The organism is Pseudomonadaceae bacterium SI-3, from assembly GCA_004010935.1.
Lineage (GTDB): Bacteria > Pseudomonadota > Gammaproteobacteria > Pseudomonadales > Pseudomonadaceae > Stutzerimonas.
In genome coordinates this window covers 2,562,991-2,588,887 of the sequence record CP026511.1, presented here as the reverse complement: position 1 = coordinate 2,588,887, position 25,897 = coordinate 2,562,991, and the positions used below count along the sequence as shown (strand labels likewise).

Annotated in this window: 19 protein-coding genes; 8 read left to right on the top strand and 11 right to left on the bottom strand. The window is 61.8% G+C overall.

Annotation, left to right across the window (positions count from 1 at the left end; all coding sequences use genetic code 11):
• Positions 1 to 288: 288 nt before the first annotated feature.
• The 6 genes from C1896_12155 to C1896_12130 all read right to left on the bottom strand — a co-directional run bounded on the left by C1896_12155 (position 289) and on the right by C1896_12130 (position 5,167).
• Positions 289 to 924 (bottom strand): urea carboxylase, encoded by a 636-nt coding sequence (locus C1896_12155; protein ID AZZ45576.1) that lies wholly within the window; start codon positions 922 to 924, stop codon positions 289 to 291.
• Positions 925 to 938: 14 nt separating this feature from the next.
• Complete coding sequence (locus tag C1896_12150; protein AZZ45575.1) at positions 939 to 1,667, bottom strand: urea carboxylase; 729 nt, start codon at positions 1,665 to 1,667, stop codon at positions 939 to 941.
• A 1-nt stretch (position 1,668) separates the two neighbouring features.
• Positions 1,669 to 2,505: a lauroyl acyltransferase gene (locus C1896_12145; GenBank protein ID AZZ45574.1), complete on the bottom strand. Its 837-nt coding sequence runs from the start codon at positions 2,503 to 2,505 to the stop codon at positions 1,669 to 1,671.
• Complete coding sequence (locus C1896_12140) at positions 2,502 to 3,317, bottom strand: lipid kinase (protein ID AZZ45573.1); 816 nt, start codon at positions 3,315 to 3,317, stop codon at positions 2,502 to 2,504. Before C1896_12140 ends, C1896_12145 begins: the two co-directional genes overlap by 4 nt.
• Positions 3,318 to 4,162: 845 nt before the next feature.
• Positions 4,163 to 4,435 (bottom strand): DNA-binding protein HU, encoded by a 273-nt coding sequence (locus C1896_12135; GenBank protein ID AZZ45572.1) that lies wholly within the window; start codon positions 4,433 to 4,435, stop codon positions 4,163 to 4,165.
• Between the two features lie 303 nt (positions 4,436 to 4,738).
• Positions 4,739 to 5,167: a hypothetical protein gene (locus C1896_12130; GenBank protein ID AZZ45571.1), complete on the bottom strand. Its 429-nt coding sequence runs from the start codon at positions 5,165 to 5,167 to the stop codon at positions 4,739 to 4,741.
• Between the two features lie 238 nt (positions 5,168 to 5,405).
• Here C1896_12130 and C1896_12125 point away from each other — a divergent pair, with 238 nt between their 5' ends.
• The 8 genes from C1896_12125 (at position 5,406) to C1896_12090 (ending at position 19,889) form a co-directional block, all read left to right on the top strand.
• Positions 5,406 to 5,882: a transcription elongation factor GreAB gene (locus C1896_12125; GenBank protein ID AZZ45570.1), complete on the top strand. Its 477-nt coding sequence runs from the start codon at positions 5,406 to 5,408 to the stop codon at positions 5,880 to 5,882.
• Positions 5,883 to 6,423: 541 nt separating this feature from the next.
• The gene (locus C1896_12120; GenBank protein AZZ47651.1) at positions 6,424 to 7,479 is read left to right on the top strand and encodes an isochorismate synthase; all 1,056 of its coding nucleotides are present in this window, start codon (positions 6,424 to 6,426) and stop codon (positions 7,477 to 7,479) included.
• The gene (gene entE, locus C1896_12115) at positions 7,476 to 9,101 is read left to right on the top strand and encodes a 2,3-dihydroxybenzoate-AMP ligase (protein AZZ45569.1); all 1,626 of its coding nucleotides are present in this window, start codon (positions 7,476 to 7,478) and stop codon (positions 9,099 to 9,101) included. Before C1896_12120 ends, entE begins: the two co-directional genes overlap by 4 nt.
• 11 nt (positions 9,102 to 9,112) lie before the next feature.
• Positions 9,113 to 9,985, top strand: a complete 873-nt coding sequence (locus tag C1896_12110; protein ID AZZ45568.1) for an isochorismatase — start codon at positions 9,113 to 9,115, stop codon at positions 9,983 to 9,985.
• Positions 9,982 to 13,077, top strand: a complete 3,096-nt coding sequence (locus tag C1896_12105; protein ID AZZ45567.1) for a non-ribosomal peptide synthetase — start codon at positions 9,982 to 9,984, stop codon at positions 13,075 to 13,077. The genes C1896_12110 and C1896_12105 overlap by 4 nt, the downstream gene beginning before the upstream one ends.
• 12 nt (positions 13,078 to 13,089) lie before the next feature.
• A complete protein-coding gene (locus C1896_12100; protein AZZ45566.1) occupies positions 13,090 to 13,848 on the top strand; it encodes a 2,3-dihydro-2,3-dihydroxybenzoate dehydrogenase in 759 nt (252 codons plus the stop codon).
• Between the two features lie 18 nt (positions 13,849 to 13,866).
• Positions 13,867 to 18,444, top strand: coding sequence for a non-ribosomal peptide synthetase (locus C1896_12095; GenBank protein AZZ45565.1), 4,578 nt, complete (start codon positions 13,867 to 13,869; stop codon positions 18,442 to 18,444).
• On the top strand, positions 18,441 to 19,889 hold the full coding sequence (locus C1896_12090) for a peptide synthetase (protein AZZ45564.1): 1,449 nt from the start codon (positions 18,441 to 18,443) through the stop codon (positions 19,887 to 19,889). The genes C1896_12095 and C1896_12090 overlap by 4 nt, the downstream gene beginning before the upstream one ends.
• Before the next feature lie 46 nt (positions 19,890 to 19,935).
• Here the strand turns inward: C1896_12090 and C1896_12085 are convergent, their stop codons facing one another.
• The 5 genes from C1896_12085 to C1896_12065 are packed head-to-tail and all read right to left on the bottom strand — an operon-like array spanning position 19,936 to position 25,844.
• Complete coding sequence (locus C1896_12085; GenBank protein ID AZZ45563.1) at positions 19,936 to 20,880, bottom strand: ABC transporter substrate-binding protein; 945 nt, start codon at positions 20,878 to 20,880, stop codon at positions 19,936 to 19,938.
• Complete coding sequence (locus tag C1896_12080; GenBank protein AZZ45562.1) at positions 20,877 to 21,743, bottom strand: iron-siderophore ABC transporter ATP-binding protein; 867 nt, start codon at positions 21,741 to 21,743, stop codon at positions 20,877 to 20,879. The genes C1896_12085 and C1896_12080 overlap by 4 nt, the downstream gene beginning before the upstream one ends.
• The gene (locus C1896_12075) at positions 21,743 to 22,786 is read right to left on the bottom strand and encodes a permease (GenBank protein ID AZZ45561.1); all 1,044 of its coding nucleotides are present in this window, start codon (positions 22,784 to 22,786) and stop codon (positions 21,743 to 21,745) included. Before C1896_12075 ends, C1896_12080 begins: the two co-directional genes overlap by 1 nt.
• A gap of 2 nt (positions 22,787 to 22,788) precedes the next feature.
• Positions 22,789 to 23,826 (bottom strand): permease, encoded by a 1,038-nt coding sequence (locus C1896_12070; GenBank protein ID AZZ45560.1) that lies wholly within the window; start codon positions 23,824 to 23,826, stop codon positions 22,789 to 22,791.
• 56 nt (positions 23,827 to 23,882) lie between these two features.
• On the bottom strand, positions 23,883 to 25,844 hold the full coding sequence (locus C1896_12065; GenBank protein AZZ47650.1) for a TonB-dependent receptor: 1,962 nt from the start codon (positions 25,842 to 25,844) through the stop codon (positions 23,883 to 23,885).
• Positions 25,845 to 25,897 lie beyond the last annotated feature (53 nt).

Sequence of the window (25,897 nt, the reverse complement as noted above, 5' to 3'; positions counted from 1 at the left end):
TCCCTCTGGGGGAGGCGGGCCGTCCCGCTTATATTCATTCATCGCCCCCGGCCGTCCGGGGGTTCATCCATTGGTAGGGTGGGCTTCAGCCCACCATGTGGACGTACTGCTAACGGTGGGCTGAAGCCCACCCTACGACGCTCAAGCAGGGCGCCGCGCGGCCCATCCCTCTGTGCTACTGGGCCGCGCGATGATCATCCTTCCCCCGCGCATCCGGCTTGGGTTTGGTGGGCCGCTGCCCGGCACGTGCTTGCATCAACGGCAGCAGGTAGCGGCGCAACCAGCGCATCAGTCCCATACCAGCACCTCGGCCGGCGTGGGGTTCCAGCCGTTGCACGGGTTGTTGAGTTGCGGGCAATTGGAGATCAGCACGATCACATCCTGCTCGGCCCTCAGCTCGACATATTTGCCAGGGGCGGAGATGCCGTCCGCGAAGGTCAGGCCGCCCTCGGGCGTTACCGGCACGTTCATGAAGAAGTTGATGTTGGCGCCGATGTCGCGCTTCTCCAGGCGACCGTCGTGCAGGCTGGCGCGCAGGAAGTTATCGCGGCAGCTATGCATGTAGCGCTTGTCCAGGGCGTAACGCACCACATTGCTTTCCTGCGCACAGGCCCCGCCGAGCGTGTCGTGACGGCCACAGGTGTCGGCGACGATGGTCAGCAGCGGGTTGCCAAGGTTCGAGTAGAGCACCGTGCCGGTGGTGAGATAGACCTTGTTCTGCCGGCGCAGGGTGCGCTGCGGATCGAAACGCTCACGCGGATTCATGGCGCTGAAAAACAGGGTGTCGACCGCCTGGTTGCCTTCCAGATCGAGCAGGCGCAGGGTCTGGCCGGCCTTCACTTCGAACAGATAGGGCTCGCCAGCCGGAATCACGTGCCGGAAAGTGGCGGCTTCGGGGTGCAGGTTGCTTTCGTGGATGGTCATTTGGGCACCCCTCCTCAGATGTAGAGTCGTTCGGTGTTGTGAAAGCCGCGGCTATTTTCCGGGCGCGAGGTACGGCAGAGAACGCTGATGCCATCGCTGTCGACGCGGTGCCAGCTGAGCTGTACGGGTTTCGGTGCGTACTCGGGGTTCGGGTCCATTGGGTGTGGCAATGCGGTCAGCACAACCAGCGTGTCCATTGGCGCGTACAGCTCCACGGCGTCGCCGGCCTTGCTGTTGCCGGCCTCGAAGGCGAAGCCGCCGTCGGCATCCACGGTGACCTTGCTGAACAGATTGAGTGTCATCAGCAGGTCCTGCAGATTCAGGTTCCACTTGCCCATTTCCACCAGCAGATTGTCCGTGCCGTTGCGGAAGAAGCCGTTGCGCAGTTCCTGATAGCGACCCTGGCCGTATTTCTCGGCGACTTCGTCAGCGTTCAGTACGCCACCGAAACTGTCATGCCAGCCGCAGGTATCGGCTGTGATGCAGGCCAGCACCCGACCCATGTCCGAATAGAGGCAATGGCCAGTGGTGAGCTTGGCGGTGTGCTGGCACTTGAGCGTGTCCGGCAGGTTGAGACGCTCGCTTTTTTCATGCGCGTTGAACATCAGCAAACTGACGTTGGCGCCGCCTTCGAGGTCGGTCAGGCGCAACAGCTGACCGCGCTTGAGCACGAAGGAGGTGTGGCCGCCGCCGGGTAGGGTTTCTTCATAAAGCATGGGGCGGATCGCGAGTGAAGCGCTCATGTCAGACTCCTTGATTGACGGTATGCAGGTGGCCTAGCTGCGGTGGCAGGTCGCCAGCGGCGGCGCGCGCGACTCGGCGATCGCTGTTCAGCGGGATGTCATAGGTGACGCGTGCGCCGTAGGCGCCAGGGGCGTGAGGGTCGAGGCGGGTCTTGTCGAACACCAGGATGCGCGTTCCGAGGGTGAAGCCTTCGGATAGGTCGTGGGTGACCATGAACACCGTCAGTTGGGTCTCCCGCCAGAGTTGCAGAAGCAGCTCATGCATGTCCTTGCGAATGCCGGGATCGAGTGCGCCGAAGGGCTCGTCGAGCAATAACACACGGGGCTTCATAACGAGTGCCTGGGCGATGGCCAGACGCTGCTGCATGCCGCCGGAGAGCTGTGCCGGGTACTTATCCAGCGAGTGACCAAGGCCCACTTTGCGCAGGATGACTTCGGCCTGCTCGCGTGCTTCGCGCTTGCTACGGCCGAACAGGCGGCCCAGTAGCGGGGATCTGGGCAACTCCAGGCCGAGGGCGACGTTGTCCAGTACCGACAGGTGTGGAAAGACCGAATAACGCTGGAACACCACGCCACGGCTGGCGTCGGGCTCGCCGGCGATGGGTGCGCCATCGAGCAGGATGTCGCCGCGGCTGGGCCGTTCCTGACCGAGCAAGAGGCGCAGAAAGGTGGATTTTCCGCAGCCGGACGCGCCGACCAGGGTGCAAAATTCACCTTCATTGACGCTCAGGTTCAGCCGTTCCAGCACCACCTGATCGCCATATTCCTGCCAGACATTGTTGACCTGAATGAAAGGGTTGGTTGGCCGTTCGCCAGCCGGGCGGATGACATGACTCATGCCTTGGCTCCTTCGTACCAGGGGAAGGCCAGCTGGGTGAGCTTGCGTAGACCGAAATCCATGCTCCAGGCGAGCAGGGTTATCCAGGCCACGTACGGCAGGATTACGTCCATCGCCAGATAGCGGCGGACCAGAAAGATGCGGTAGCCAAGCCCGTCGGTGGAGGCGATGGCCTCGGCGGCGATGAGAAACAGCCAGGCTGAACCGAGCACCAGGCGCAGTGCAATCAACAGGCGCGGCAGTAATTGCGGTAGCACCACCCGCAGGATCAGCGTCCAGGTGTTGGCGCCCAGCGTCTGCGCTTTGATCAACAGCTCCGGCGGCAACTCTCGGGCGCGCTGTTCCAGATCGCGGGCCAGCACCGGGGTCACGCCAATGACGATCAACATCACCTTGGACAGCTCGCCGAGACCGAAGACGATGAACAGAATCGGCAGGATCGCCAGCGGCGGGACCATCGACAGTACCGTCAGCAACGGCGATAGGGGCGCGCTGAAGAGCGGCAGCGTCCCAGCGGCAACACCGAGGCACAGCCCGGCAACGGCGGCGATGCCGAGGCCGACGCCGAGGCGCTTGAGGCTGGACGCGGTGTCCTGCCAGAACAGGTAGTCGCCACTGCGTTTGTCCGGTGTGAAGGCAAGGCGCTCCACAGCGCTGGACATCTGCGTGAAGCTAGGCAAGAGCTTGTCGTTGGGGTTGGTCTCGAGCCGTTGTGCAGAGCTGACCAGATAGGCGAACAGCAGAATTGCGAAGGGCAGCATCACCAGCAGCGTCCAGCCGGTGCGGCCCGGAACACGATTGATCAGGCGCATGGAGAGGTCCCCCTTTCGATCGGGGGGTGTTGCCGCGGGTCGGTCGTGTTGTCGAAGCCGAGCAGGGGCATAAAAGGCCTCCAGTGAGTGGACATGGCAATAGGAGCTGCGTGTCGAACGCCGTCTCCCGGGCTTTTATCCCGCCGTGTAACCTCACTGGAGGTCGCCAACTCTCGGACCAGCCACTCGCAACCGCGAGCCGGAACCCTAGTCAGCTATTTCTGAATTTTCTCGTCCTTGAGCCGCAGCTTCCTGGCAATAGGGTTTTGCAAGAGCAGTGCCAACCACAGACCTGCATGTTACGGCGCTTGCGGCGGGGTTAAGCAGCGCTGGCGCGCTTTAATAGTGCAGGACGAGCGTTCCATGCCCCCTTTCGGGACGCCAGCTGGTAGATCCAGAGCAGCGTAGGCGAGGGGTGCATCAAAACCTGTCTGGCAGCGAAGCCGCCTGGGACTTTTGCTTGCAAGGCGGAAACCGCGCATGCGGAGCTGAGCACTAAAGACAGGTCGCTAAGGGGATCTTCTAGGGTGCTACCGCACACCAAGATCAACCGGCGCGAGGACGTCAGACGATTGATCGCCCGAGGACACACAGGCAATAGTCGGCAGCCACCTGGTGCTGTCGTGCCAGTCTGCTTGTCTTGATCAGGGTTTCTGTTGCGCAAGTGCAGGTGAGATTGAAAGCCTACCGGCTCAGGCGAATGTCACGAACGCGCGGTATGGAAGCTTTCGCCTTGCGGCTATAGGGCAGGTGGAATCAGGCGGGGATAAGCAGGAGCGGGAAGGTCCGAGCAGGCGCTGCGTCCGTGAGGACGTCAGCGGCCCGGTTTCCTGGGATGCAGTGACTTAGTTCACTGCGTCCTTCAGCGACTTGCCTGGCTTGAAGCCTGGCAGCTTTGCTGCGGAGATCTTGATCGTTGCGCCAGTCTGCGGATTGCGGCCATCACGGGCTGCACGCTCTTTGACGGCAAAGGTGCCGAAGCCGACCAGCGTCACGCTGTCGCCGTTCTGCAGGGTGTTGGTCACGCTTTCGGTGAAGGCATCCAACACGCGGGTGGCGGTGCTCTTCGGTACATCGGCGGAGGCGGCGATCGCTTCAATCAACTCGGCTTTATTCACGGGTGTGGCTCCAGATTGGAATGGGTGGTCAGTATAAGCAGCGTCTCGCTCTGCCGCCTGCGGCAAATTTCCTCTTTTTCAAAAATATCCGGTGCGGGGCGACAAATCGTTTGTTTGCCTAATCCAGACGCTTTTGTCTGGACAGCGGGATTTTGGCTCCGGTTCATTGCCCTCCCGACCATTGGTAGGGTTGCCGTCGGCAGGATGCATCAAAAGCGATCCATGCGCGGCTAACCAGGTCGCGCCAAGCGCAAAACGCCCATGAGCCGGCCGATCAACAGGCTGATTGGCTCGCATTCGACTTTAGTAGTGAATGTCGACGTCGATCTCACTGGGCTTGTCGCCTAGTACTTCGAACCGGCTCTCCTCGAATGCTGGCGGACCCATGACCTTGGGGTTATTGGACAGTCCATAGCCTTCGGTAGGAAACATGCCAAATCGGAGGTCCAGCTCGCCGTTAGCGTTTTCGTCGTGGTAGGCCATCACCGCGTACTGACCGGCTGGTACGTCATCGAACACCAGTGTGACCGTTCCGGTCTTGGCTGGCGATTCGCTCGAGGCAAATGCCTGGTCCGCTTTACGGAACGTCTTTGGGTCCGAGAACAGAGCCACGCGAACCGTGCCACGGTCGTGTTCGATGTTGTTCAGTTTGACCGTCAGCGGCTGGCCGTCGGCGAAAGCCGCTTGACCTACCGCCATTGCTACCAAAGTTAGCGCTACGCGCAGTGTCATCGATTCGCTCCTGGTTGGCGTGCATCTCGGATGGATTGGATGGCGCGGACATATCAAGCGTGCCCGGAACAGCATGGCGATAGTGCCGCGCTTCTAACGGATCGACCAGCCTCTACGGTTGATTAGTCAGCCTCGGCTTAGCACACGTAGGTGCCCATATCGATTGAGAAGGACGCCGTGGCTCTAGAAACGCCGCAATGCGATGCTAGTCGCCAAACGCCTTACTGACCGAGCCCGCATGAACAAGACCCATCTTCAGACGCTGATCATCGACAAGCTGCAGGCCGACCTGGCTGTTGCAAAGGATGCACTGAAGGCCTCTCACGAGGCGGCGACGCACGCCGAAAGCAAAGCGGAGAACAAGTACGACACCCGTGGTCTGGAGGCGGCCTACCTGGCTGATGGCCAACGGCGACGCGTTCATGAAATAGAAACAGCGCTCTCCAGCTATCGAAACCTGCCGGTGCGATCGCATCGCAATGCAGCGATTACCCTGGGCGCTTTGGTTTCGTTGGAGTCCGCTGACAATTGCCGCTGGGTGTTCCTCGGGCCGGATGCCGCTGGGCTGACTGTGACGATTGAAGGAGAAGAGGTGCTGGTGATCTCTCCGCGCTCACCGCTGGGCAGAGCGCTGCTGGGCTGCGAGGAAGGTGATGAGGCCGAGATTCGTGTCGAAGGACAATCCATCCGCTACAGCGTTATCAGCGTCAGCTGATCTGCTTTCACCGCCCGAAACAGAAAGGGCATCTCAGCGAATTTCTAATAGCCATAATTTACTGCTATATCAATCAGATATGAACCTGATCTGATGTGGATTGTACGGTTTGTGTTTCTGCTTTTGCTCGGTGGGTGTGAGGCGCAAGGCCATTTGATAAGTCATATCAATAAACGTCTCTATCCTGCTGATTCTAAAGGATAAAAAGTTATAGAGTGGCTCATTTTAGCCGCTACCTTTAGCTCTCGCACCCAACCGTTCTACCGCACTGTTTCTACCTTGCTGCTGGCGTCTCAGCGTCGCTTGGTGCCGGCAAAATGCCACCCCTCATTCCGTTCAGAAACAATTTGACGCATCCAGTCGAGCTGACTATCGTGCCGCATGCAGATGATAAGCAATCTCATTAGTATTTGCGGAGGTGGTGGTGAACGCATTGACTCGCGTCGCCTACGACGGGCCTGAGGCAGGGTACAAATTCCCGCCGTCGTACCGATTCTACTCACCGGCTGGGGGTATTGAAGCCAGCGGTTGTTTCAAAGTGATAGACACGCCGGCGGAGGGTGCCGGGCCGGGCCTTGAAAGGGACGTCCAGCGCGGTTTCGCCGAAGCCCAGGCAGCCGGGCTGCGCAATCCAGTGCTGGTTGGTGTAATTCCTTTCGATAAGCAGCAACCTTCAAATTTATTCATTCCGCGACACGTCAGTCATCTCCCGCCGACGGCACCGCCTACCTCAATTTGTGGATTTGCTTGTGGTAACGCACGCCAGTGCATCGAGCAGCCCAACCAGGCTGGCTTCCAGCAGGCGGTCAACCGAGCGCTTGGCGCGCTGCGCAACGGACGGCTCGACAAAGCGGTGCTGTCGCGTCTGTTGCAGCTTGAGTTCGATGAGCCGCCCTGTGCCGCGACGATCTTCCAGGGGCTGCGTCAGCAGAATCCCGAGGCATACCACTTCTTCACCGACCTGCCTGGCGGCGGCGTCTTGATCGGCGCCAGCCCCGAGCTTCTACTTCGCAAAACCGGCCAGCGTCTGGAAACCAACCCACTGGCGGGCTCAGCCCGGCGTCATGCCGATCGAATCGAAGACGAGTACTCGGCACAGTGCCTGCTCGATTCCGCCAAGGACCAGCACGAGCACCGCTTGGTGATCCGCGATATGGAACGCCAGCTTCGCCCCTTGTGCCGAGAGCTGCACATCCCAGGCGCACCATCTCTAATGAGCACGGCAAAGCTGTGGCACCTGTCGACGCGGATCGAAGGCGAGCTCGCCGAGCCCGTATCGGCGCTCAAACTGGCGTGCCAGCTGCACCCGACTCCCGCGCTCTGCGGTTTCCCTACCGCCGCAGCCAAGCAACTGATTGCAGAACTCGAACCCTTCGATCGAGGCGTCTTTGGCGGCATTGTCGGCTGGTGCGACGCGGCAGGTAACGGTGAGTGGGCCGTAGTGATCCGCTGCGGCGTGATCGATGACCGCAGTGTTCGGTTGTTCGCCGGGGCTGGGCTGGTATCGGAATCTTGTCCTGAGTCGGAGTGGCGCGAGACCGGCACCAAGCTCGGCACCATGCTCGCAGCGTTTGGTCTCGATCGGGAGGCGGTATGAGCCTGGTTCCGTTTACGCGCTGGCCTGATGAATTCGTAGAGCGCTATCGTCGGGCCGGCCACTGGCGTGGCGAACCGCTGAGCAAGATGCTAGTCGAGCAGGCCAGCACCCAGCCGGACGCCGTTGCGGTAGTCGACGGTAGCGGAGCATTGAGCTATGCCGACCTGGACCGGGCTTCGACCAACCTGGCGCAGCGGCTGGCGAACCGCGGCCTGGGGCAGGGCGACCGCGCACTCGTGCAGCTGGGTAATCAGGCTGAGCTGTACGTTGTGTTCTTTGCATTGTTGAAAGCCGGCATAGCGCCGGTCAATGCACTGTTCAGTCACAACCGTCTGGAGCTGGTGGCCTATGCCGCGCAGGTCCGACCTCGGCTGCTGATTGCCAGTCGGGCCCATTCGCTGTTCATGGGCGATGCGTTTGTTGAGGAACTGACCGAACTTATTCCCGAGCTGGATACCGTCTTGCTGCACGACGATCCCCACCCTGAGCTGCGTCTGCAGAGCTGGTGCGTGCAAGCGAAGGCACTGCGATCATTCAGCCCGACGCCGGCCGGCGAAGTGGCCTTCTTTCAGCTCTCCGGTGGCAGTACCGGGACGCCAAAGCTGATCCCGCGCACCCATGACGACTATCTCTACAGCGTCCGTCGCAGCGTCGAGATCTGTCAGTTCGACCGCGAAACCCGTTACCTCTGCGCACTACCGGCAGCGCACAACTTTCCGTTGAGCTCCCCCGGCGCGTTGGGTGTGTTTCTCGCTGGCGGTCGTGTCGTGCTGAGTCCAGACCCCGGTCCCGCCAGTTGCTTCCCTTTGGTTGCACAGCAGCAGGTCAACATTACCGCGCTGGTGCCGTCTGCCCTGGCCATGTGGTTACAGGCCGCGCCCGGCTATCACCATGAACTCGCATCGCTGCAGTGGGTACAGGTGGGCGGCGCAAAACTGCCAGAGTCCCAGGCCAGGCGGGTTCCCCAGGTATTGGGATGCCGGCTGCAACAGGTCTTTGGCATGGCTGAAGGGCTGGTCAACTACACCCGACTGGATGACAGCGACGAGCATGTCTACCTGACCCAGGGCCAGCCGATGAGCCCGGATGACGAGATCAAGGTCGTCGACCGTGAGGGTCATCCAGTGGCTGCTGGCGAAATCGGGGCACTGATGACGCGCGGGCCGTACACGATCCGCGGCTACTTCCAGAGCCCCGAGCACAACGCCGCCGCATTCGATGCCGAGGGTTTTTACCGCTCCGGTGATCTGGTCCGCCAGCGAGACGATGGCTACCTCGTCGTCGTCGGCCGGATCAAGGATCAAATCAATCGTGGCGGCGAAAAGATCGCCGCCGAAGAGGTGGAAAACCTGCTGATGGCGCATCCCGCCGTAGCGCAGGCGGCGCTGGTTTCAGTGCCCGACGAGGCCATGGGCGAGAAGAGCTGCGCCTACATCGTCAGCCCCGACCCAACGCTCAAGGGAATCGTGCTGCGCCGGTTTCTGCGCGGGCTCGGCTTGGCCGACTACAAGCTTCCCGACCGATTCGTACACATCGACGCGCTGCCAGTGACCGCTGTTGGCAAGGTGGACAAGAACCGCCTGCGCCGTCGCGTCGCTGAACAACTGACCGTTACCGAATAAGGATTCGTTTCATGGCAATTCCCACTCTGACGCCATACCGCCTGCCCAGCGAATGGAGCGCGAACAAAGTGCAGTGGTCGCTCGAACCGGATCGCGCGGTCCTGCTGATTCATGACATGCAAGCGTACTTCTGTGATTTCTGGGGGCAGGACAGCGCCTTTATCGATGAACTGGTCTCGCGTCTGGCACAAGTTCGTCAGCGCTGCAAAGCACTGGGGATTCCCGTCATCTACACAGCCCAGCCAGGTGAGCAAGCCGATGCGGACAGGGCGCTGCTGACCGACATGTGGGGGCCGGGCATTACGCAATATCCCGAGCGTCAGGCGATCGTCCCGGGCCTGGTGCCTGCTGACGACGACACGGTTCTGGTGAAATGGCGCTACAGCGCGTTTCAGCGTTCACCGCTGGAACACATGATGAACGAGCTCGGTCGCGACCAGCTGATCATTGGTGGCATATACGGCCATATCGGCTGCCTGATGACGGCGTGCGATGCGTTCATGCGAGACATCCAGCCCTTCATGCTGGCCGACGGCATCGCAGACTTCGGCGCGACCGAGCACGAGATGGCGTTGAACTACGTGGCGACGCGGTGCGGCAAGGTCGTGACATGCCGCGAAGTGCTCGAGCTGGGCGCTGCCAACCGGTCATTGCCGAGTCAGGAGGGGCTGGAAGCCCGGTTGCTGTCGATGCTCGACGAGATGGATGAACCCTTCGACCCCGACGAAAACCTCCTCGACTACGGCTTGGATTCGATTCAGATCATGACCCTGCTGAGCGAATGGCGGGAGCAGGGGCTGGAACTGAGTTTCACCGATCTGGCCAAGACCCCGACGTTGAATGGCTGGTGGGCTCTGCTCAACGAGCACGGAGGTGTCCGATGAGGTCGCTCGGGACTGCCCAGCAAGGGCTCTGGTCCGGCTACCTGCTCAACGAAGACCGCGCCATGTTCAATACCGCAGAATGCATCGCGTTCGCCGGCAAGATTCACGCGGCGACGATGATCGCCTCGGTGCAACAGGCGGTGCGGGAGTGCGAGGCGCTATCCGGAGTGTTCGTGGCCGATGAAGACGCGGTGTTCTTCAAACCCTGCGAACTGCCAGTGGTCGTTCAACAGGTGCAGGTTCCGGCAGGGACGGATGCGGAAGGCTGGGTCCGTGACTGGGCCATGCGCGACATTCGCATCGCGATCGATCTCCAACGCGAGTTGCCGTGCCGTTTCGTGTTGCTGCAGGCCGAAGGGCGCGACTTTCTGTACAGCTGTGTGCATCACATAGCCCTGGATGGATACGGCACCAACCTGCTGTACCAGCGAATCGCCGAGCTCTACGGCGCTGCGATGAGCGGTGACCCGGTGCCAGCCAGTGAGTTTGGCCGATATGAAGATGTGCTCAAGGAAGACGCCGAGCGGGACGCTCAGGGCCGTACCGCCGCTGCACGCGGTTACTGGCTGGAAACATTGTCACGCATGCCGGAGCCTGCCAGCTTCAGTGAACGCAGTGCGCCGATATCGGCCACGTTCGTCCGTCACGGCGCTCCGTTCACAGCGCCTCTGTGGCAGGCACTGAATCAGGTTGCCGAAGCTCATGGCATCGGCTGGCCGGACCTGCTGCTGGCCGGTGTCTCAGCTCATCTCCGGCAGGTAAGCGGTGTCCGCTCCCAGGTACTGGGTTTGATGGTGATGAATCGCATCGGCTCGGCCTCGTTCAATGTGCCGTGCATGCAGATGAACATTGCGCCCTTGTGCCTGGATCTGCCGGACGATGCCGATCTGATCGCCTGCGCCAAGGCCATCGGCAAGCTACGTCGTAGCAGCCGCAAGCATCAGCACTACCGCTACGAATCCCTGCGCCGAGACCTGGGTCGTGTTGGAGGAGAACAGCGTCTGTTCGGCCCGCTGATCAATATCATGCCGTTCGACCGTCCGCTGACTTACGGCAACTGCCCGGCGCGAACGCTGAACCTGAGCGCAGGTCCGGTGGAGGACCTGACGCTGGAAGTCCAGATTGGCGCCGACGGCATGCCGGTACTCGACTACGACGCCAACCCGGCCTGCTACAGCCTCGACCAGGTGCGCAGCCTCCAAGAAGAACTGTTCGATCTGCTCGAATGCTGGCTGGCCGAGCCGCAGCAGCCACGCGCCGTGCTGCTCGAAGAGCTGTTTGCAGTTCGCCGAGCCTGGCAAGTCCTCAAGACCCCTGGTCGCGCCTCCCACGTGCAACCGAGCAATGTGCTGGAGGCGATACGCCTACAGGCACAGAGCAGGCCTGAGCACATCGCGCTGGTTCAGCATGAGCAGGCGCTGAGTTACGGCGAACTGCAGGCTCGGGCCGAGATGGTCGCGGCCGCGCTTGTCGAACAGGGGATTGAGCCGGGCCAGCGCGTCGGTGTGATGCTGAGCCGTTCGCCACAAGCAATCCTTGCCCAGTTGGGGGTGCTGCTCGCTGGTGCGGTCTACGTACCGCTGGACCCGGAGCAGCCTGCCGATAGGCAACGGCTGATCTGCGAGACGGCCGAGCTGGAGCTGGTCATCACGGAGGCCGCCTATCGGCATCGGTTGGCGGACATCCATCCTGGTGCGATCCAGCTGATTGGGTTGCTGACTTCGGCCAACCGGACCTATAGCCCACGCGACAACGATGCGGCCTGCTACCTGATGTTCACCTCCGGTTCGACGGGTGCGCCGAAGGGCGTCGAAGTCAGCCATCGCGCATTGGCGCATTTCGCTGAGGCGGCTCGGCAGCGCTACGGCATTGGTTCAGCCGATAGCGTCCTGCAATTCGCGCCGTTCAACTTCGATGCGAGCATCGAGGAGGTCTTCGTCAGCTTGTCGGCCGGGGCGACGTTGGTGCTGCGGACCGACCCGATGTTGCAGTCAATGGCCTCGTTCGTAGAGGGACTCGAGCGACTGGCGATCAGCGTGCTCGACCTGCCCACAGCGTTCTGGAACGAGTGGGTCGTGGCATTGCGCAGCGGCCAGGTGCGGATCCCGGCATCGCTTAAGACGGTGATCATCGGTGGCGAAGCGGTATACCCCGAGCAACTACAGGCCTGGCAACGTGTTGGGCGGCCCGATGTTCGTTTGATCAACACCTACGGTCCGACCGAGACCACGGTGGTCGCGAGCAGCTGCGATTTGCAGAACCTCGACCCCAACTGCGAACGGCTGCCTATCGGTCGACCACTGGCAGGTGTCGAGGCGCTGTTACTGGAGCGTGGCAATCGCCCTGGATCGGAAGGTGAGCTGGTGCTGTTTGGCCCACAGCTGGCCAACGGTTACCTCAACAGCGACTCGCCGGCCTTTGCCCATCTACGCATTGGTGAGGAGACGATGCGGGTCTACCGAACCGGTGACCGGGTGCGGCTGGTCGATGGTCAGCTGGTGTACCTCGGTCGGCTGGACAACGAGTTCAAGATCAGCGGCTATCGCATCCAGCCGGGAGAGGTCGAAGCACGGATGCTGGCACTGTCGGGTATCGACGAGGCCTGCGTGCTAGGCCTGGAACTTGATGCCGGAGTGCGCCGGCTGGTGGCGTTCTTCGCTGGCTCGCGGGACGACGTCCGAGCGATCAAGCGCGAGCTGAGCGCCGTGCTGCCAGCAGCGATGGTGCCTACCGATTACCGTCATTTCGCCGTCTTGCCTCGTACCAGTAGCAACAAGATGGACCGTAAACGCTTGCAGCAGGCCTATCTGCAAGGCTCGACCGAGCGCGTGCTGAACGACGAGACGCAGCGGCGCGTCAGCGCTATTTGGCAGCAGATCCTCGGTGTCAGCGGCATTCAGCCGGAAGACAACTTCTTCGAGCTCGGTGGGCAGTCGCTGCAGACCATCCAGATCGTCAATCGCCTGGGCGCCGAGTTCGGCACCGCCGTGAAGGTTTCCGATGTCTTCGATCACCCGCAACTGGCGGACTTCTGCAGTTTTTTGGACAGCCGACTGCAACAGCGCGAAGAACTCGTGGAAATGGTTTGGTGAAGGGGCGGGCAAATGAACGATCAGATGAGTTTCAGCGGGCAGAGCGTTTGGGTGACCGGTGCCGGGCAGGGGATCGGCCGCGCCGTGGCCGAAGGCTTTGCACGGCTGGGTGCGCAGGTCGTCGGTTTCGACCGCGCCTTTTCCGAAGGTGACTACGGCTTCACGACCTACCTGCTTGATGTCGGCGATGCGGGCGCGGTGCGCCATGCGTGCGGCGAGCTGCTGGGTGGACAACAGCGGGTTGATGTCTTCGCCAGCGTTGCCGGCATCTTGCGGCTCGGGGCTATTGAGGATCTGAGTTCGGCTGATTGGGACGAGTCGATACGGGTCAACGTGTCCGGTGCCTTTTATCTGCTGCGCGAACTGATCCCGCGTTTCAAGGTGCAGGGCAGCGGAGCGGTAGTGGCGGTGAGCAGCAATGCGACTCACGTTCCACGCATGCAGATGGCCGCGTACAGCGCATCCAAAGCTGCGCTTACCAGCCTGATCCGAACAGCGGGCCTGGAGCTGGCTGAGCACGGCGTGCGCTGCAATCTGGTCTCGCCGGGCTCCACCGATACCGCCATGCAGCGTGGCATGTGGCACAGCGAGGATGCGCGAGAGCGGACCATCGCCGGCTTCCCAGAGCAGTACAAGCTGGGTATCCCGCTGCGCAAGATCGCCACGCCAGAAGAGGTCGCCCGTACCGTGCTGTTCCTCGCATCGGACCTGGCGAGCCACATCACCCTGCAGGACATCGTCGTCGACGGCGGCGCCACCCTGGCGGCCTGAGATTCCGAGAGGTAGCAGATGCAAAACAACATAATTGGCCTGCTGAAGCACTTGGCTCAGCAGGGCGTGCAGCTTGCGCTCAACGATCAGCAGCAGCTGGTTTCGCAGTCGAGCAAAGAGGCCGTGACCCCCGCGCTCGGGCAGCAGATTCGGGACAATCGCGACGCCATCATCGAATGCCTGAGGGCTCAGCGCGCATTCGACGCTCCTATCGCGCCACAAGACCTCAGCGTCGGCCCGCTGTCGTCATCGCAGAGCGGGCTTTGGTTCATTGAGCAGTACGAACAGGATTCGCACCTGTACAACATGCCCGTCTTCTTCCGCCTGACCGGCGAGCTGGACGTGGCGGCACTGGAGTTCGCCTTCGATGCGCTGGTCGCCCGTCACGCCAGTTTGCGCACGCGCTTCCAGCGTAGCGCCGAGGGCCGGGGGGAGCAGGAGATACTGCTGCACACCGGCTTTCATCTGGCGCGGGAAAATCTCAGCCATCTCGAGCCGCAGGCGATTGAGGAGCGGGTTGCGCAGCGAGTGCGGGAAGAGATTGAACGTCCATTCGACATCACCAGCGGGCAGCTGACGCGTGTCACCTTGCTAACGCTGGGCGAGCGCGAGCACGTGTTGATGATCAACCAGCACCACATCATCTCGGATGGCTGGTCGGTGAAGAACATGTTCGCCGACCTGAAGACTGCGTTTCTCGCTTATCAGAATCGTGAGCCGCTGATTTGGGACGAGCCCGCGCTGACCTACATCGACTACGCATGCTGGTTCAACTCGCGCTTATTCCGGGACTATCACGAGCAGTACAAACCCTTCTGGGTCGAACGCCTGGCGGGTATCCCCGAAGTGCACAGCCTGCCGCTAGACAAGCCACGGCCTGCCCAACCGGCCAGCGGCGGCGAAGTGGTGTTCTCGACTATCGACAATGCGCTCTGGGATCGTTTCAAAGGGCTGTGCCAGCAACACAACACTTCGCCCTTCATCGGCCTACATGCGCTGTTCGCGCTGCTGCTGGCACGTCATTCCGGTGAGCGCGATATTGTCGTTGGCACCCCCTTGGCCTACCGCGAGCGGGCGGATGTCGAGCCTTTGGTAGGTTTTTTCGTCAACACGCTGGTGTTACGTACGCAGCTTCCCGAACAGCAAAGCTTTGTCGAGTATTTGCGCCAGTGCCGTACTGACGATCTTCAGGCGTTCGATCATCAGCTCTATCGGTTCGAGGCCCTGAGCGAAGCGCTGGGCATGGACCGCCATACCGCGATCAACCCGATCTTTCAGATCATGCTGGTCTACCAGGCGCGGGTCGACTTCAACGACCTGATCCCCGGCTGTGACGCGGTGGAGGAGACCTCTCCGGTACTGCCTGCCAAGACCGACATTTCGGTCAAAGTCACCGAGCTGATTGATTCGGTAAGGGTTGATTGGTTATATGCCACGGCGTTGTTCGAACGCAGCAGTATCGAAGGCTATGCGAGCCGACTGCTGAACATGCTGAAGGCGGTGGTTGATGCGCCAGAGCAGGACATCTGGCAGTTACCCATGCACGATCCTTCGTTGCTGGACCAGACCGCTGAGCGCCTGTCGTCGTTGCCCGCGCTCTATCCCGACGGACTGACCGCGCTTTCGCTGTTCACAGACATGGCTCAGCTACATCCGAATCGACCCGCGCTGCGGCAGGGGGAAGGCTACGTCAGCTATGCGGAGCTAGACGCCCGTGCCAGCCGGCTTGCCAATTGGTTGCAGGCTCAGGGCTGTGCGCCAGGCGACCTGATCGGTGTTCTGGCCCGGCGAGAAAACGCGTTTGCGGTCGCGTTGCTCGCGTGCTGGAAAGTCGGCGCGGCCTATGTCCCGCTGGACCCGAACTATCCCCAGCAGCGCCTCAGCCACATCATGCGGGACGCCAATTTGCAGCTCGTCATCGGTCAGGGCGTGGCGCCATTCGAGCTGGAGCCAGGTGCGCGTTGGGTCGATCTAGATAGCCATGAAACCCAGGCGCAGCTAGATGCCCAGTCGCCATGTGCGCCGCCGCTCCTGCATGACCCGCAACGACTCGCCCAGGTGATCTACACCTCTGGATCGACCGGAATGCCGAAGGGCGTGATGATCGAACAGGGATCACTGGTCAACCTGCTACTCGATCACGGTCGCCGGCTCGATGTCGCGCCGGGTGATCGAATGCTGGCCTGCATGTCCTTGTCGTTCGATGCCGGCAACATGTGTGCGCTGGTGCCGTTGGTTCACGGTGCATGTCTACTCTGGGCCGATCCCGGTGAGAGCCTGCTGGATGAGATCGAGCGCACCGAAACCACACACATGATTTTCGCGACGGCCTTGCTCGCGACGCTGCCGGAGCGGCCATTGCCGGCGATGAAAGCGGTGGGCTTCGGTGGCGAGGCCTGCCCACCTACGATCCCACAGCGTTGGGCGTCCCAGTTCCGTCTGATCGATATGTACGGGCCGACCGAAGCCACCGTTACAGCGCTGACCAAGACGCTCGCGGCAGGCACTCGCCTGACCATCGGCCAACCTATCGATGGCATGCAGGCGGTGATCCTGGATCGGCACGGCGCGGTGTGCCCGGTTGGTGTTCCGGGTGAGCTCTGTCTGGCGGGACTAGGGTTGGCCCGCGGATACCTCAACCAGCCGGAGCGCACAGCTGAGGCCTTTCGTGAGCATGATTTCGCCGGGGTGAAGGTACGGATGTATCACACCGGAGACCGCGCACGGCTGCTGGCCAACGGTGAATACGAGTACCTGGGCCGTCTGGATGCGCAGATCAAACTACGCGGCTACCGCATCGAACCGGGCGAGATCGAAGCTCTACTGCATGCCAGCTGCTCAAGCCTGCAGGAAATAAAGGTCTTGGTCGTCAGCCAGGGCACACGTCAGGCGCTGGTGGCCTACGCTACGGTAACCGCGGGCGAAGCGACACCCGAGCCAGACGCAGTATTGCAGGCCGCAGCCCATCGACTGCCTGAATACATGGTGCCTCAGCGTCTGATCATCCTCGACAAGATGCCGCTTACGGCCAACGGCAAACTGGATCAGCGGCAGCTGCCCACGGTTGAGCTGGCCGAAGCTGAACAGCTGGTGCCGCCCGCTGGCGATCTGGAGCGACACGTGCTGGAGATCTGGCAGGGTGTGCTGGAGCAGCCGCTGGGCGTAGATAGCGATTTCTTCCGGTTGGGCGGTGATTCGATTCTGAGCATCCAGCTGGCGACACGTCTGCGCGATGCCGGCTACCCCTGTAGCGTCAAAGAGGTGTTCGAGGCAAAGACCGTGCGCCGGCTGTGCCGCGTGCTCGAAGGGCCACGCGAGAACCAGGCGATCCGCGCCGAGCAAGGTCTGCTGACCGGCGATTTCCCTCTGCAGCCCATCCAGCAATGGTTCTTTGAGCAGCCCTTCGCTCAACCCCAGCATTGGAACCAGGGCGTTGTGCTGAGCCTGCCGGCCGAGGTGAGTCAGCTCCAGCTGATGGACTACATCCGCCAATTGTTGGCGCAGCACGATGCGCTGCGGCTGATCGTCATTCCGTCTGGCCAGTGTTATCGGGATTTCCTGCCCTTACCCGAGCCTGCCCAACTGGATGCCGCGGAGCTGGGCGAATCGGGGTTACAGCACGCGCTAACCGAGCTGCAATCCCACCTCGATCCGGCCAGCGCTCGAACGCTCGCCTGGGCCGTCATCGAGAACTTGCCGAACGGCCAGCGAGGGCTGTTTATTGCGTTTCACCATCAGGTCATTGATGCGGTGTCGTGGCGCATTCTGGTGGAAGACCTGCAGAGACTGGCCCGCGGCGATGGGTTGCCCGACAAGACCAGCAGCTACCGCCATTGGGGCGAGGGGCTCGCTGCCTATGCGCAGCGTGCTGAAGCGCAGCTGCCGTACTGGCGTGAGCAAGTCGGTGCGATGGGCCAGGCATTTACCAATCAAACCGTTCCCCAAGAATGGTCGTCCAGCGAGCACTCCGAGCCGCAACTGTTGCAGCTGGATGAAGTCACCACTCGGCAACTGACTCAGATAACGACCAGGCGATTGCAGGTCGACGTCCGCGAGTTGCTGCTGGCTGCGCTGACCCGGTCGCTGATGGAGCTGGGGCTCGGCGAGCAGCAGTTGATCATGCTGGAAGGTCACGGCCGCGAACCGATTGATGCCGGGTTGGACGTCAGCCGCACGGTTGGCTGGTTCACCAGCATGTTCCCGGTCAGGGTGCATAACCAGGCGGACTGGCCGGCGCTGGTTCAGCACGCTGCCGAGCAGTTGCGCCAGGTGCCGGACAAGGGTGTTGGCTATCTGCCGCTGCGCAGCAATCCGGCGCATCGTGACAGTCTTCCGCTGCCCGCCGTCGCGCTGAATTACCTCGGCAATTACCAGAGCGGAGCAGGCGAGTGGCAGCCATTGCCGTTGCCACCGGGCAACCCGAGCGGTGCTGGCAACCTGTCTGCAGAACTGATCAGCCTGCATGGTGGCGTGTTTGACGGCTTGCTGACCTTGCGACAGATCGGCAGCCTGCGCTCGGACCTCGGTGCCCGCTTTTTGCAGTCGTTACGAACTAACCTGCAAACCCTGGCTGCGCTGGCGGGAGAGCTGCAATGACGTCACTGAACCTACAGCTCGCCCACGTTTTCGCCCGTCACGCCGAGCGCCCGGCGCTAGGGTGCCTCGGCGCCAGTTTCAGCTACGCCGAGTTGCAGGCACGCGTCGCGGCCATCGTGTTGCAACTGCGCGCAGACGGATTGACTGCAGGTGATCGCGTCGGGCTGCATCTTTCCCGTGGGCCGGATCTGATCGCCGCGCTGCTCGCTTGCCTGCATGAAGGGCTTTGTTTCGTACCACTCGAGCCGGAGTTTCCGCTTGACCGACTGCAGGGCATCGCCGACGACGCATGCCTGCACCGCATCATTCAGGATGAACAGCCGTCGCGCTCGCTGGCACCTTCGCTGCGCCTGAGACCCGGTCTGGCAGCGATGCCCGAGCCGCTGGTGCTCGATGACCAGCTGCCTGCGTACATGATGTTCACCTCCGGCTCTACAGGAAAACCCAAGGGCGTCGTGATTGGCCGGGCTGCCTTAAGCAACTTCCTCGACGCCGCGACCCGGCGTGTCGGGATCGGGCCGGACACACGTTGGCTGTTCACCACCACGCCGGCTTTCGATATCTCTCTGCTGGAGATGCTCGGGCCACTTTGGGTAGGCGGCTATGTCGAAGTGGTCTGCGCACCAGCTCACAAAGACCCGGTGGCGCTGCTGCAGTTGCTCGACAGCCGGCTGGACCTGAACACCCTGCAGGCCACGCCTGCATTCTGGCGAATGCTGCTCAAAGCGGGATGGCAAGGGCGTGAAGGTCTGACCGCGCTCTGTGGTGGTGAAGCTCTCGACGCTACGCTCGCGGCACGGCTCAGCGTGTCGGTGGGGCAGCTGTGGAACTGCTATGGCCCCACCGAGGCGACCGTCTGGTCGATGATGGCGCAGGTCGAACAGCCATTGGCGGACCATGGTGTGCGGCTCAAGCGTTCACTCGATGGCTACCGACACTGGATTCTCGACGAGAACGGCAATGACATCGGGCCGGGCTGCGAGGGTGAACTGTGCATTGAAGGGGTCTCGCTGGCACAGGGTTACTGGCAACGCAGCGATCTGAGCGAGCAGGCCTTCATCAGCTGGCAAGGGCGGCGTCTGTACCGTACCGGAGATCGGGTTCGCCGCATCGGCGACGACGAATTCCAATACCTTGGACGTCGTGACGATCAGATCAAGTTGCGCGGTTTTCGAATCGAACTGGGCGAAATTGAAGCCAACCTGCGGCGCATCGAGGGGGTACAGGATGCTGCGGTACGGTTGCTGGGTAAAGGCGACGAGGCCTGCCTGGTTGGCTATGTGGAGACACGAGGCGAAGGTGCGCCCGGGCGGGTTCAGATCCGCCGGGCACTGCATCTGAGTCTGCCGCACTATATGGTTCCGAGTCGCATCGTGCTGCTGGACTCGCTGCCGAAAACTCCGAGTGGCAAGATCGACCGTAAGCGGTTGCCCGAGCCGGTCTGATCGAGTGCGCTAGCCCGTGGCCCGGGCGGCCACGGGGCAATCTGCGTTAGTTTTTCGCGACCGGCTCAGCGTCTGTTTTGCCGACGATGGATTCCACATCTTCGATCACCTGCAGGGCAGCCATTGGCCCACCCAACGAGGTCCATAGCGACCCATCGACGGCGGCGAAACGCTTGGCCTCGATAGACGAGAGCTGGCGGAACGCCGGTGTTTCTTCAGCCTGGCTAAGCGCCTCGACGGCTTCGCCGCTGGTGGCCAGAGTCCCGATCACCAGCCAGTCCGCATCCAGTAGTTCAAGGGATTCAAGGCTCAGTGCCATGGAATGAGTGTGGCCTGGGTCCTGCTGGTGAACCGGGCGGACCAGGCCGACGTCTTCCACCACAGTGCTGGAGAACGCGTCCTTGAACATGTAGGACGGGCCCTTCGGGTTCCAGCGAACGATACTGAACGTCTCGCCTTGATGGTCCTTCAGACGCTCACGCGCCTCGGCTGCACGTGCTTCGTAGCGGTCCAGAAAAGCCTTGGCTTCATCATTCTTGTTCAGCACATGAGCGGTTCGCTGCATGCTGGACTGCCAAGGTTCGGCCCATTTAAAGGTCGTGACGGTCGGCGCGATCTCGTTGAGTATCGCCAGCTGCTCTGGCTTGACCGGACCGGTAAGGATCAGATCCGGTTCCAGCTCAAGCAGTGTCTCCAGGTTGGGGTTGTCCAGATCGCCGACGACCTTGATGCCTGTTGGCACCTTGCCTTCCAGGTAACGCGGCGGTGCAGCCTGGCCGCGTCCGTTAACGGTGCCGATCGGCGTCACCCCCAGTGTCAGCGCCGTATCCAGATCGATTTCGTTGAGCGTGACAACACGCTCAGGCTCGGCCGGAACGGTGACGGTGTTGCCGAACGCATCTTCCACCTGACGGGTAGCGGCGTGCGCACTGAGCGTCATCAACCCCGCTATAAGTGCGATGGTGAGGTTCCAGGGGGTTCGTTTGATCATTGGGTTGTGTCCTTTTGAGCGGGTTCGGGCACCGCTGGGGTGCGGGTGGCTGATGGCGCAGAGGCGGGAAGCGCAGACTCGGCGAGCGAACGGCGACGCGGGACGATCACCGGAGCGCCGTCACCGGGCGCCGGCAGGATGTCCACCTCGGTCTGGTAAAGGCGGTCCACCAGCGCTTTGGTCATCACGTCGCGGGCAGGCCCCATGGCCTGAATCTGCCCGTCGGCGATGGCAATCAGTTCATCGCAATAGCGCGCGGCGATGCCCAGGTCATGGATGACGATCAGCACCGTGCGGCCTTCGGCTGCGATCCGGTGAACCGCTTCCATGACTTCGGCCTGATGGCCGATATCCAGTGCGCTGGTGGGTTCGTCGAGCAGGATCAGATCGGTGTTCTGCGCCAGGATCATGCCCAGCCACGCACGCTGCGCCTGCCCGCCAGAGAGCGAAGAGGCCTGGCGATGCCAGATAGCGTCGAGCTGCATGGCCGCGCGAGCGCGAGCGACCTGGCGAGCATCCTCGTCGCTCCACTGGTTGAACCATCCCTGATGCGGATGCCGACCGTATTGCACCAGCTGTTCGACGCGAATCCCCTCGGCCATTACGGGGCGCTGGGGAAGAAACGCCAACTGACGGGCCAGGCTTTTTATTGAGTAACGAGACAGCGACTGCCCATGGATGTGGATTTCGCCACGTTGCAAGGGCAGCTGACGCGCCAACAGCTTGAGCAAGGTCGATTTACCGCTGCCGTTGGGCCCGACGATGCCAATCAACCGGCCTTTGGGCAGGGAGAAGGTAAGGTCGTCCAGAACCACCTTGTCCTGATAGGCGAAATGAAGGTTTTCGACGCTCAGTACGGTCATCAGTCAGCCCCTCGTCTGTCCTTGAGTAGCAACGCAAGCAGCAGAATGCCGCCGAGTAGCCTTGTCATGATGCCGGTGGGGATCTCTTCCGGCTGCGCCAGCACCCGCACCAGCGTGTCGCTACCCAGTAGCAGCACCGCTCCGCAAAGGGCCGATAGCCAAAGCGGGGCAAGGTTATCGCGCGCCAGCCAGGACGCCAGGATCGGTGCGGCCATGGCGATGAATACGACCGGCCCGCCAATCGCTGTGCCCAGCGAGGCCACCAGAATGGCCAGGCCCAACACGCCGAGTTGCACCAGCGGCACGCGGATGCCCAGGTTCTGCGCAGTGGCATCGCCAAAGCGCAACAAAGCCAGGGGGCGGTTGACCAAGGCCAACAGCGGACACAGCGCCAGCAGGACCAGCGCGATCGGGTTGACGGTCTGGTAGCTGACCCCAGCGAAGTGACCCATGGTCCAGAGATAGAGACTGCCCAGGTGTACCAGCGGCTGCGTCGACATGGCGAAGTCGCCGATCGCGCCGAGCAGCTCCGACAGCGCGATACCGATGACGATGAACAGATAGCCTTGCTCTCCGGGGCGGCGGCACAGGGTGAACAGCGCTACGGCGGCCAATACCGCGCCCAGGGGAGAGGCCCACCAGGGCCAGCTGCCCAGCGTCAGGTATAAGGAAAAACCGACAACCGCCAGCGAGGCGCCTTCGTTCACACCGATCATGTCTGGCGTTGCGAGGCGGTTGCGCACCAGCGTCTGGATCAGGCAGCCGGCCATGCCCATGGCAAAGCCGGCAACAATGGCCGCGGCGACCCGCGGCATGCGGATCTTGAACACCATGATCTCGTGCAGCTTGCTGCCATTGCCAAGCAGGGTGGCGAGCACGTCTCGCATGCCCATCTGGCCGGAGCCCAGGCTGATCGCCAGCGTAGCCAGTATGGCAAGCAGCAGCGTGAGCAGGCCGCACATCAGCCAATTGCGTCGGTGCAGCAGCAAACTCAGGCTGCCCATGCGCAGCGTCCACACGCCGCTGGGAGTGATGGATGCCATGCTTACCTCACCGCCAGCAGGGATCGGAAGCCACCGCGCAAGACGATAGCAATCAGCGCCGGTGCGCCGAGTGCGGCCAGCAAGGTGCCGACCGGCAGCTCGAAGGGTTGCAACAGCCAGCGCGCCAGCACATCAGCCGCCAAGAGGAACACCATGCCGAACAGCGTCGAGAACAGCAGCTGTCGGAGCAGTGCCACCGGTTCGATCAGTCGAGCGCAGTAAGCTGCCAGAAATCCTACAAAGCCAACTGGCCCGGCCAGGGAGATTGCGCAGGCCGTCAGCAATGTCGAGGCGACCAGGACGCCCAGTCGCACCCAGGTGGTGTGAATGCCCAGCGCCCGCGCCTGGCTGTCACCCATTTGCATCAGGGTCAGTTGTCGGCAGAGCAGGCCGGCAAGTGCCAGGCCCAGCAGCGCGACGGGCGTGACGGTGCCCACCGCGTCGAGCCGGGTGGCCGAGAGGGAGCCCAGGTTCCAGAACCGAAATTGCTCCAAGGCCACACGTGTCGACAGCAACATGAAATTCGACAGACCGCCGAATATTGCAGCCAGCGCGACGCCGGCGAGGATGAGTTTCAGTGGGCTGGCCTGACCCAGCATCAAGCCGATGCCGAGCACCACAAGGTTGCCCAGCAGGGCGCCGGCACCGGACCAGAGCAGATAGCCCCGTGTCGATTCGACGCCGTAGAAAATGAGACCGATGACCAGCCCCAGCACTGCGCCGGCATTAACGCCGAGCAAGCCGGGTTCGGCCAGCGGATTACGTGTTGCGCTTTGCAGCAGCGAGGCGGCGATGGCAAGACTTCCGCCAACAACGAGCGCTGCCAGCGTACGCGGCAAACGCAGTGTCTCTACCACCATGGCCAGTTTTTCATCCGCCACGGCGAGTTGGTTTCCGAGAAGATAGTGCAGCACCTCGACCGCGCCGTAGACGCCCGCGCCGGTGCTCATCGAGAGCGCCAGCAAGCCCAGCAGAAGCGCGCCGCCAGCCATGAGGACCGCTTGCTGGTAGCCGGGGAAGGTCGAATCAATTCGTGTCATTGGTTTCGAGCAAACTCCTGAAACCCGGCAGCCAGGCTGCCGGGCAATGGCGGGTATCAGATGTCGTAGCTGAAGCCAACGAACACTGTACGGCCCATGAGGATGTTATCGACCGACTGGGCGACATCGTCGCGCTTCTCGTTGGTCAGGTTGTTCATGCCGGCTTTCAGCGACAACTCGCGGGTGGCCTGGTACTTCGCACCGAGATTCAGTTGATGGAACGCACCGCTCTCAACATTTGGCTGCGCTGCCGACACGTAGAGGAGTTGGCTGCCGGTGTACTGGTAGTCCAGATTCAGCCCCAGATCGGGCATGGCCTGCCAGTCGAAACCGATATTGGCGACGTGCTGCGGGGTGTTGCGCAGTTGTTCATCGGTATCGAGGTCTTCGGCATCCGAATAGGTGTAGTTCGCGCGCACTCCCATGGTGTCGCTCAGGTTGTAACGACCTTGCAATTCGTAGCCTTGCACGCGCGCCTTGCTGACGTTGCTATAGGTCATCACGGCAGGTCGATATCCGACTCGCCATGTATCGGTGATGATCATGTCGTCGATATCGTTGTTGAACAATATGACGCCTGCTTCGAGACGCTCGTTCTGGTAGAGCGTACCGATCTCGTAGCTGGTCGCGGTTTCGGGCTTGAGGTTCGGGTTGCCGACCAGCGTACACATGCCGCGGCAGGCCAATACGCCATAGGTGTCGTCAGACTGATAGATGCTTGGTGCCTTGAACGAGCGCCCAACGCCACCTTTGATCACCCAGTTGTCGGTGAGGTTGTACACGCCGTAGGCCCGCGGACTGAATTCGCTGCCGAAGCTGTCGTGGTCATCCAGGCGTCCACCCAGGGTCACGTCCAGATCACCGATAGAAAACTCGTCTTGCAGGTAGACGGCCTTCTGGTCCACCTCGGTTTCGCTGCCAAGATTCTGGTTGTGTGTCAGCTCGGTACGACGCAACTCACTGCCGAGGGTAAGGAGGTGGCTGCCGAGAAATGCAGTCACCTGGCCGTCGACGGTGTGGTTTTTTTGCTCGATGTCGCCCTTCATGCCGCGCAGCGTCGTCATGATCTGCGAATCGTCCATCAACTCGACGTTTTCGTAGTAATAACGCACCCGCGTGTTGAAGCCGTCCCAGTTGCCGGTATGGCCGAGTCCAAAGCTCCAGCGCTCCATCTCCTGCACGTTCAGGACCACCGCACCGAAGTTGTTCCACTCGGCCTCGCGATCGTCCTTGCGGTGGGTGATGTCCAGGTCGATGGTCTGACGTTCGTCCAGCAACCAGCTGAGGGAACCGTAGGCGCTGCTAGCCTGACGCTGTTCCGCGGCATCGGTATTCGGATTGACCGTTTGTTCGCTGAGCCAGGCGGCCTGGTCAGTGGTTTCCAGAATCAGATTGCCGAGCAGCTTGTTCTCGATCAGCGAACCACTGACGTAGCCGCTGGCCTTATGGCCATCACCCGACTCGCCCTCGGTGGGGTGCTCGTAGGTGTAGGCGATACCGGCTTTCGTCTCTTCGGTGGGCTGGCGCAGGATCACGTTGACCACACCGCCCAGTGCATCTGCACCGTACAGCGACGACATCGGGCCGCGTATCACTTCGATGCGCTCGATGGCCGCCATCGGGATCGAGGACAGATCGAAGTCGTTGGCATAGTTGGAGGACAGCGCATCGCGCGAATTGATCCGGCGGCCGTTGACCAGCAACAGCGTGTAATCCGAGTCCATTCCGCGCAGCTTGATTTCCTGCCGGCCGTACGTGGACGACGGGTTGAGGTGCACACCGGGCAGGTATTTCACTGCATCGGCCAGGTTGTAAACCGGTCTCTGCTCAAGCTCCTCACGGGTCACCACCGATACGCTGGCCGGCGCGCTGAGCTCGCTGTGCGCCGTCTGGGTGGCGGTGATGACTTGCTGCTCCAGAGTAACAGGCTCGGCCGCGAGTGCGGCAAGCGGCATAAGGCTGGCCAGGATGGTCAGGGATAGGTGACGGGGACGGCTGATACCCCGGTTTAGTGCGATTGACATAGCATGCTCCGTTGCTGCTCGAGGGTCGAAAGGACTGATCACGTATC

Excerpts from the sequence above, each read along its gene's own strand:
- C1896_12155 (AZZ45576.1), bottom strand. The coding sequence starts at position 924 with ATGACCATCCACGAAAGCAACCTGCACCCCGAAGCCGCCACTTTCCGG.
- C1896_12150 (AZZ45575.1), bottom strand. The coding sequence starts at position 1,667 with ATGAGCGCTTCACTCGCGATCCGCCCCATGCTTTATGAAGAAACCCTA.
- C1896_12145 (AZZ45574.1), bottom strand. The coding sequence starts at position 2,505 with ATGAGTCATGTCATCCGCCCGGCTGGCGAACGGCCAACCAACCCTTTC.
- C1896_12140 (AZZ45573.1), bottom strand. The coding sequence starts at position 3,317 with ATGCGCCTGATCAATCGTGTTCCGGGCCGCACCGGCTGGACGCTGCTG.
- C1896_12130 (AZZ45571.1), bottom strand. The coding sequence starts at position 5,167 with ATGACACTGCGCGTAGCGCTAACTTTGGTAGCAATGGCGGTAGGTCAA.
- C1896_12125 (AZZ45570.1), top strand. The coding sequence starts at position 5,406 with ATGAACAAGACCCATCTTCAGACGCTGATCATCGACAAGCTGCAGGCC.
- entE (AZZ45569.1), top strand. The coding sequence starts at position 7,476 with ATGAGCCTGGTTCCGTTTACGCGCTGGCCTGATGAATTCGTAGAGCGC.
- C1896_12110 (AZZ45568.1), top strand. The coding sequence starts at position 9,113 with ATGGCAATTCCCACTCTGACGCCATACCGCCTGCCCAGCGAATGGAGC.
- C1896_12105 (AZZ45567.1), top strand. The coding sequence starts at position 9,982 with ATGAGGTCGCTCGGGACTGCCCAGCAAGGGCTCTGGTCCGGCTACCTG.
- C1896_12100 (AZZ45566.1), top strand. The coding sequence starts at position 13,090 with ATGAACGATCAGATGAGTTTCAGCGGGCAGAGCGTTTGGGTGACCGGT.
- C1896_12095 (AZZ45565.1), top strand. The coding sequence starts at position 13,867 with ATGCAAAACAACATAATTGGCCTGCTGAAGCACTTGGCTCAGCAGGGC.
- C1896_12090 (AZZ45564.1), top strand. The coding sequence starts at position 18,441 with ATGACGTCACTGAACCTACAGCTCGCCCACGTTTTCGCCCGTCACGCC.
- C1896_12085 (AZZ45563.1), bottom strand. The coding sequence starts at position 20,880 with ATGATCAAACGAACCCCCTGGAACCTCACCATCGCACTTATAGCGGGG.
- C1896_12080 (AZZ45562.1), bottom strand. The coding sequence starts at position 21,743 with ATGACCGTACTGAGCGTCGAAAACCTTCATTTCGCCTATCAGGACAAG.
- C1896_12075 (AZZ45561.1), bottom strand. The coding sequence starts at position 22,786 with ATGGCATCCATCACTCCCAGCGGCGTGTGGACGCTGCGCATGGGCAGC.
- C1896_12070 (AZZ45560.1), bottom strand. The coding sequence starts at position 23,826 with ATGACACGAATTGATTCGACCTTCCCCGGCTACCAGCAAGCGGTCCTC.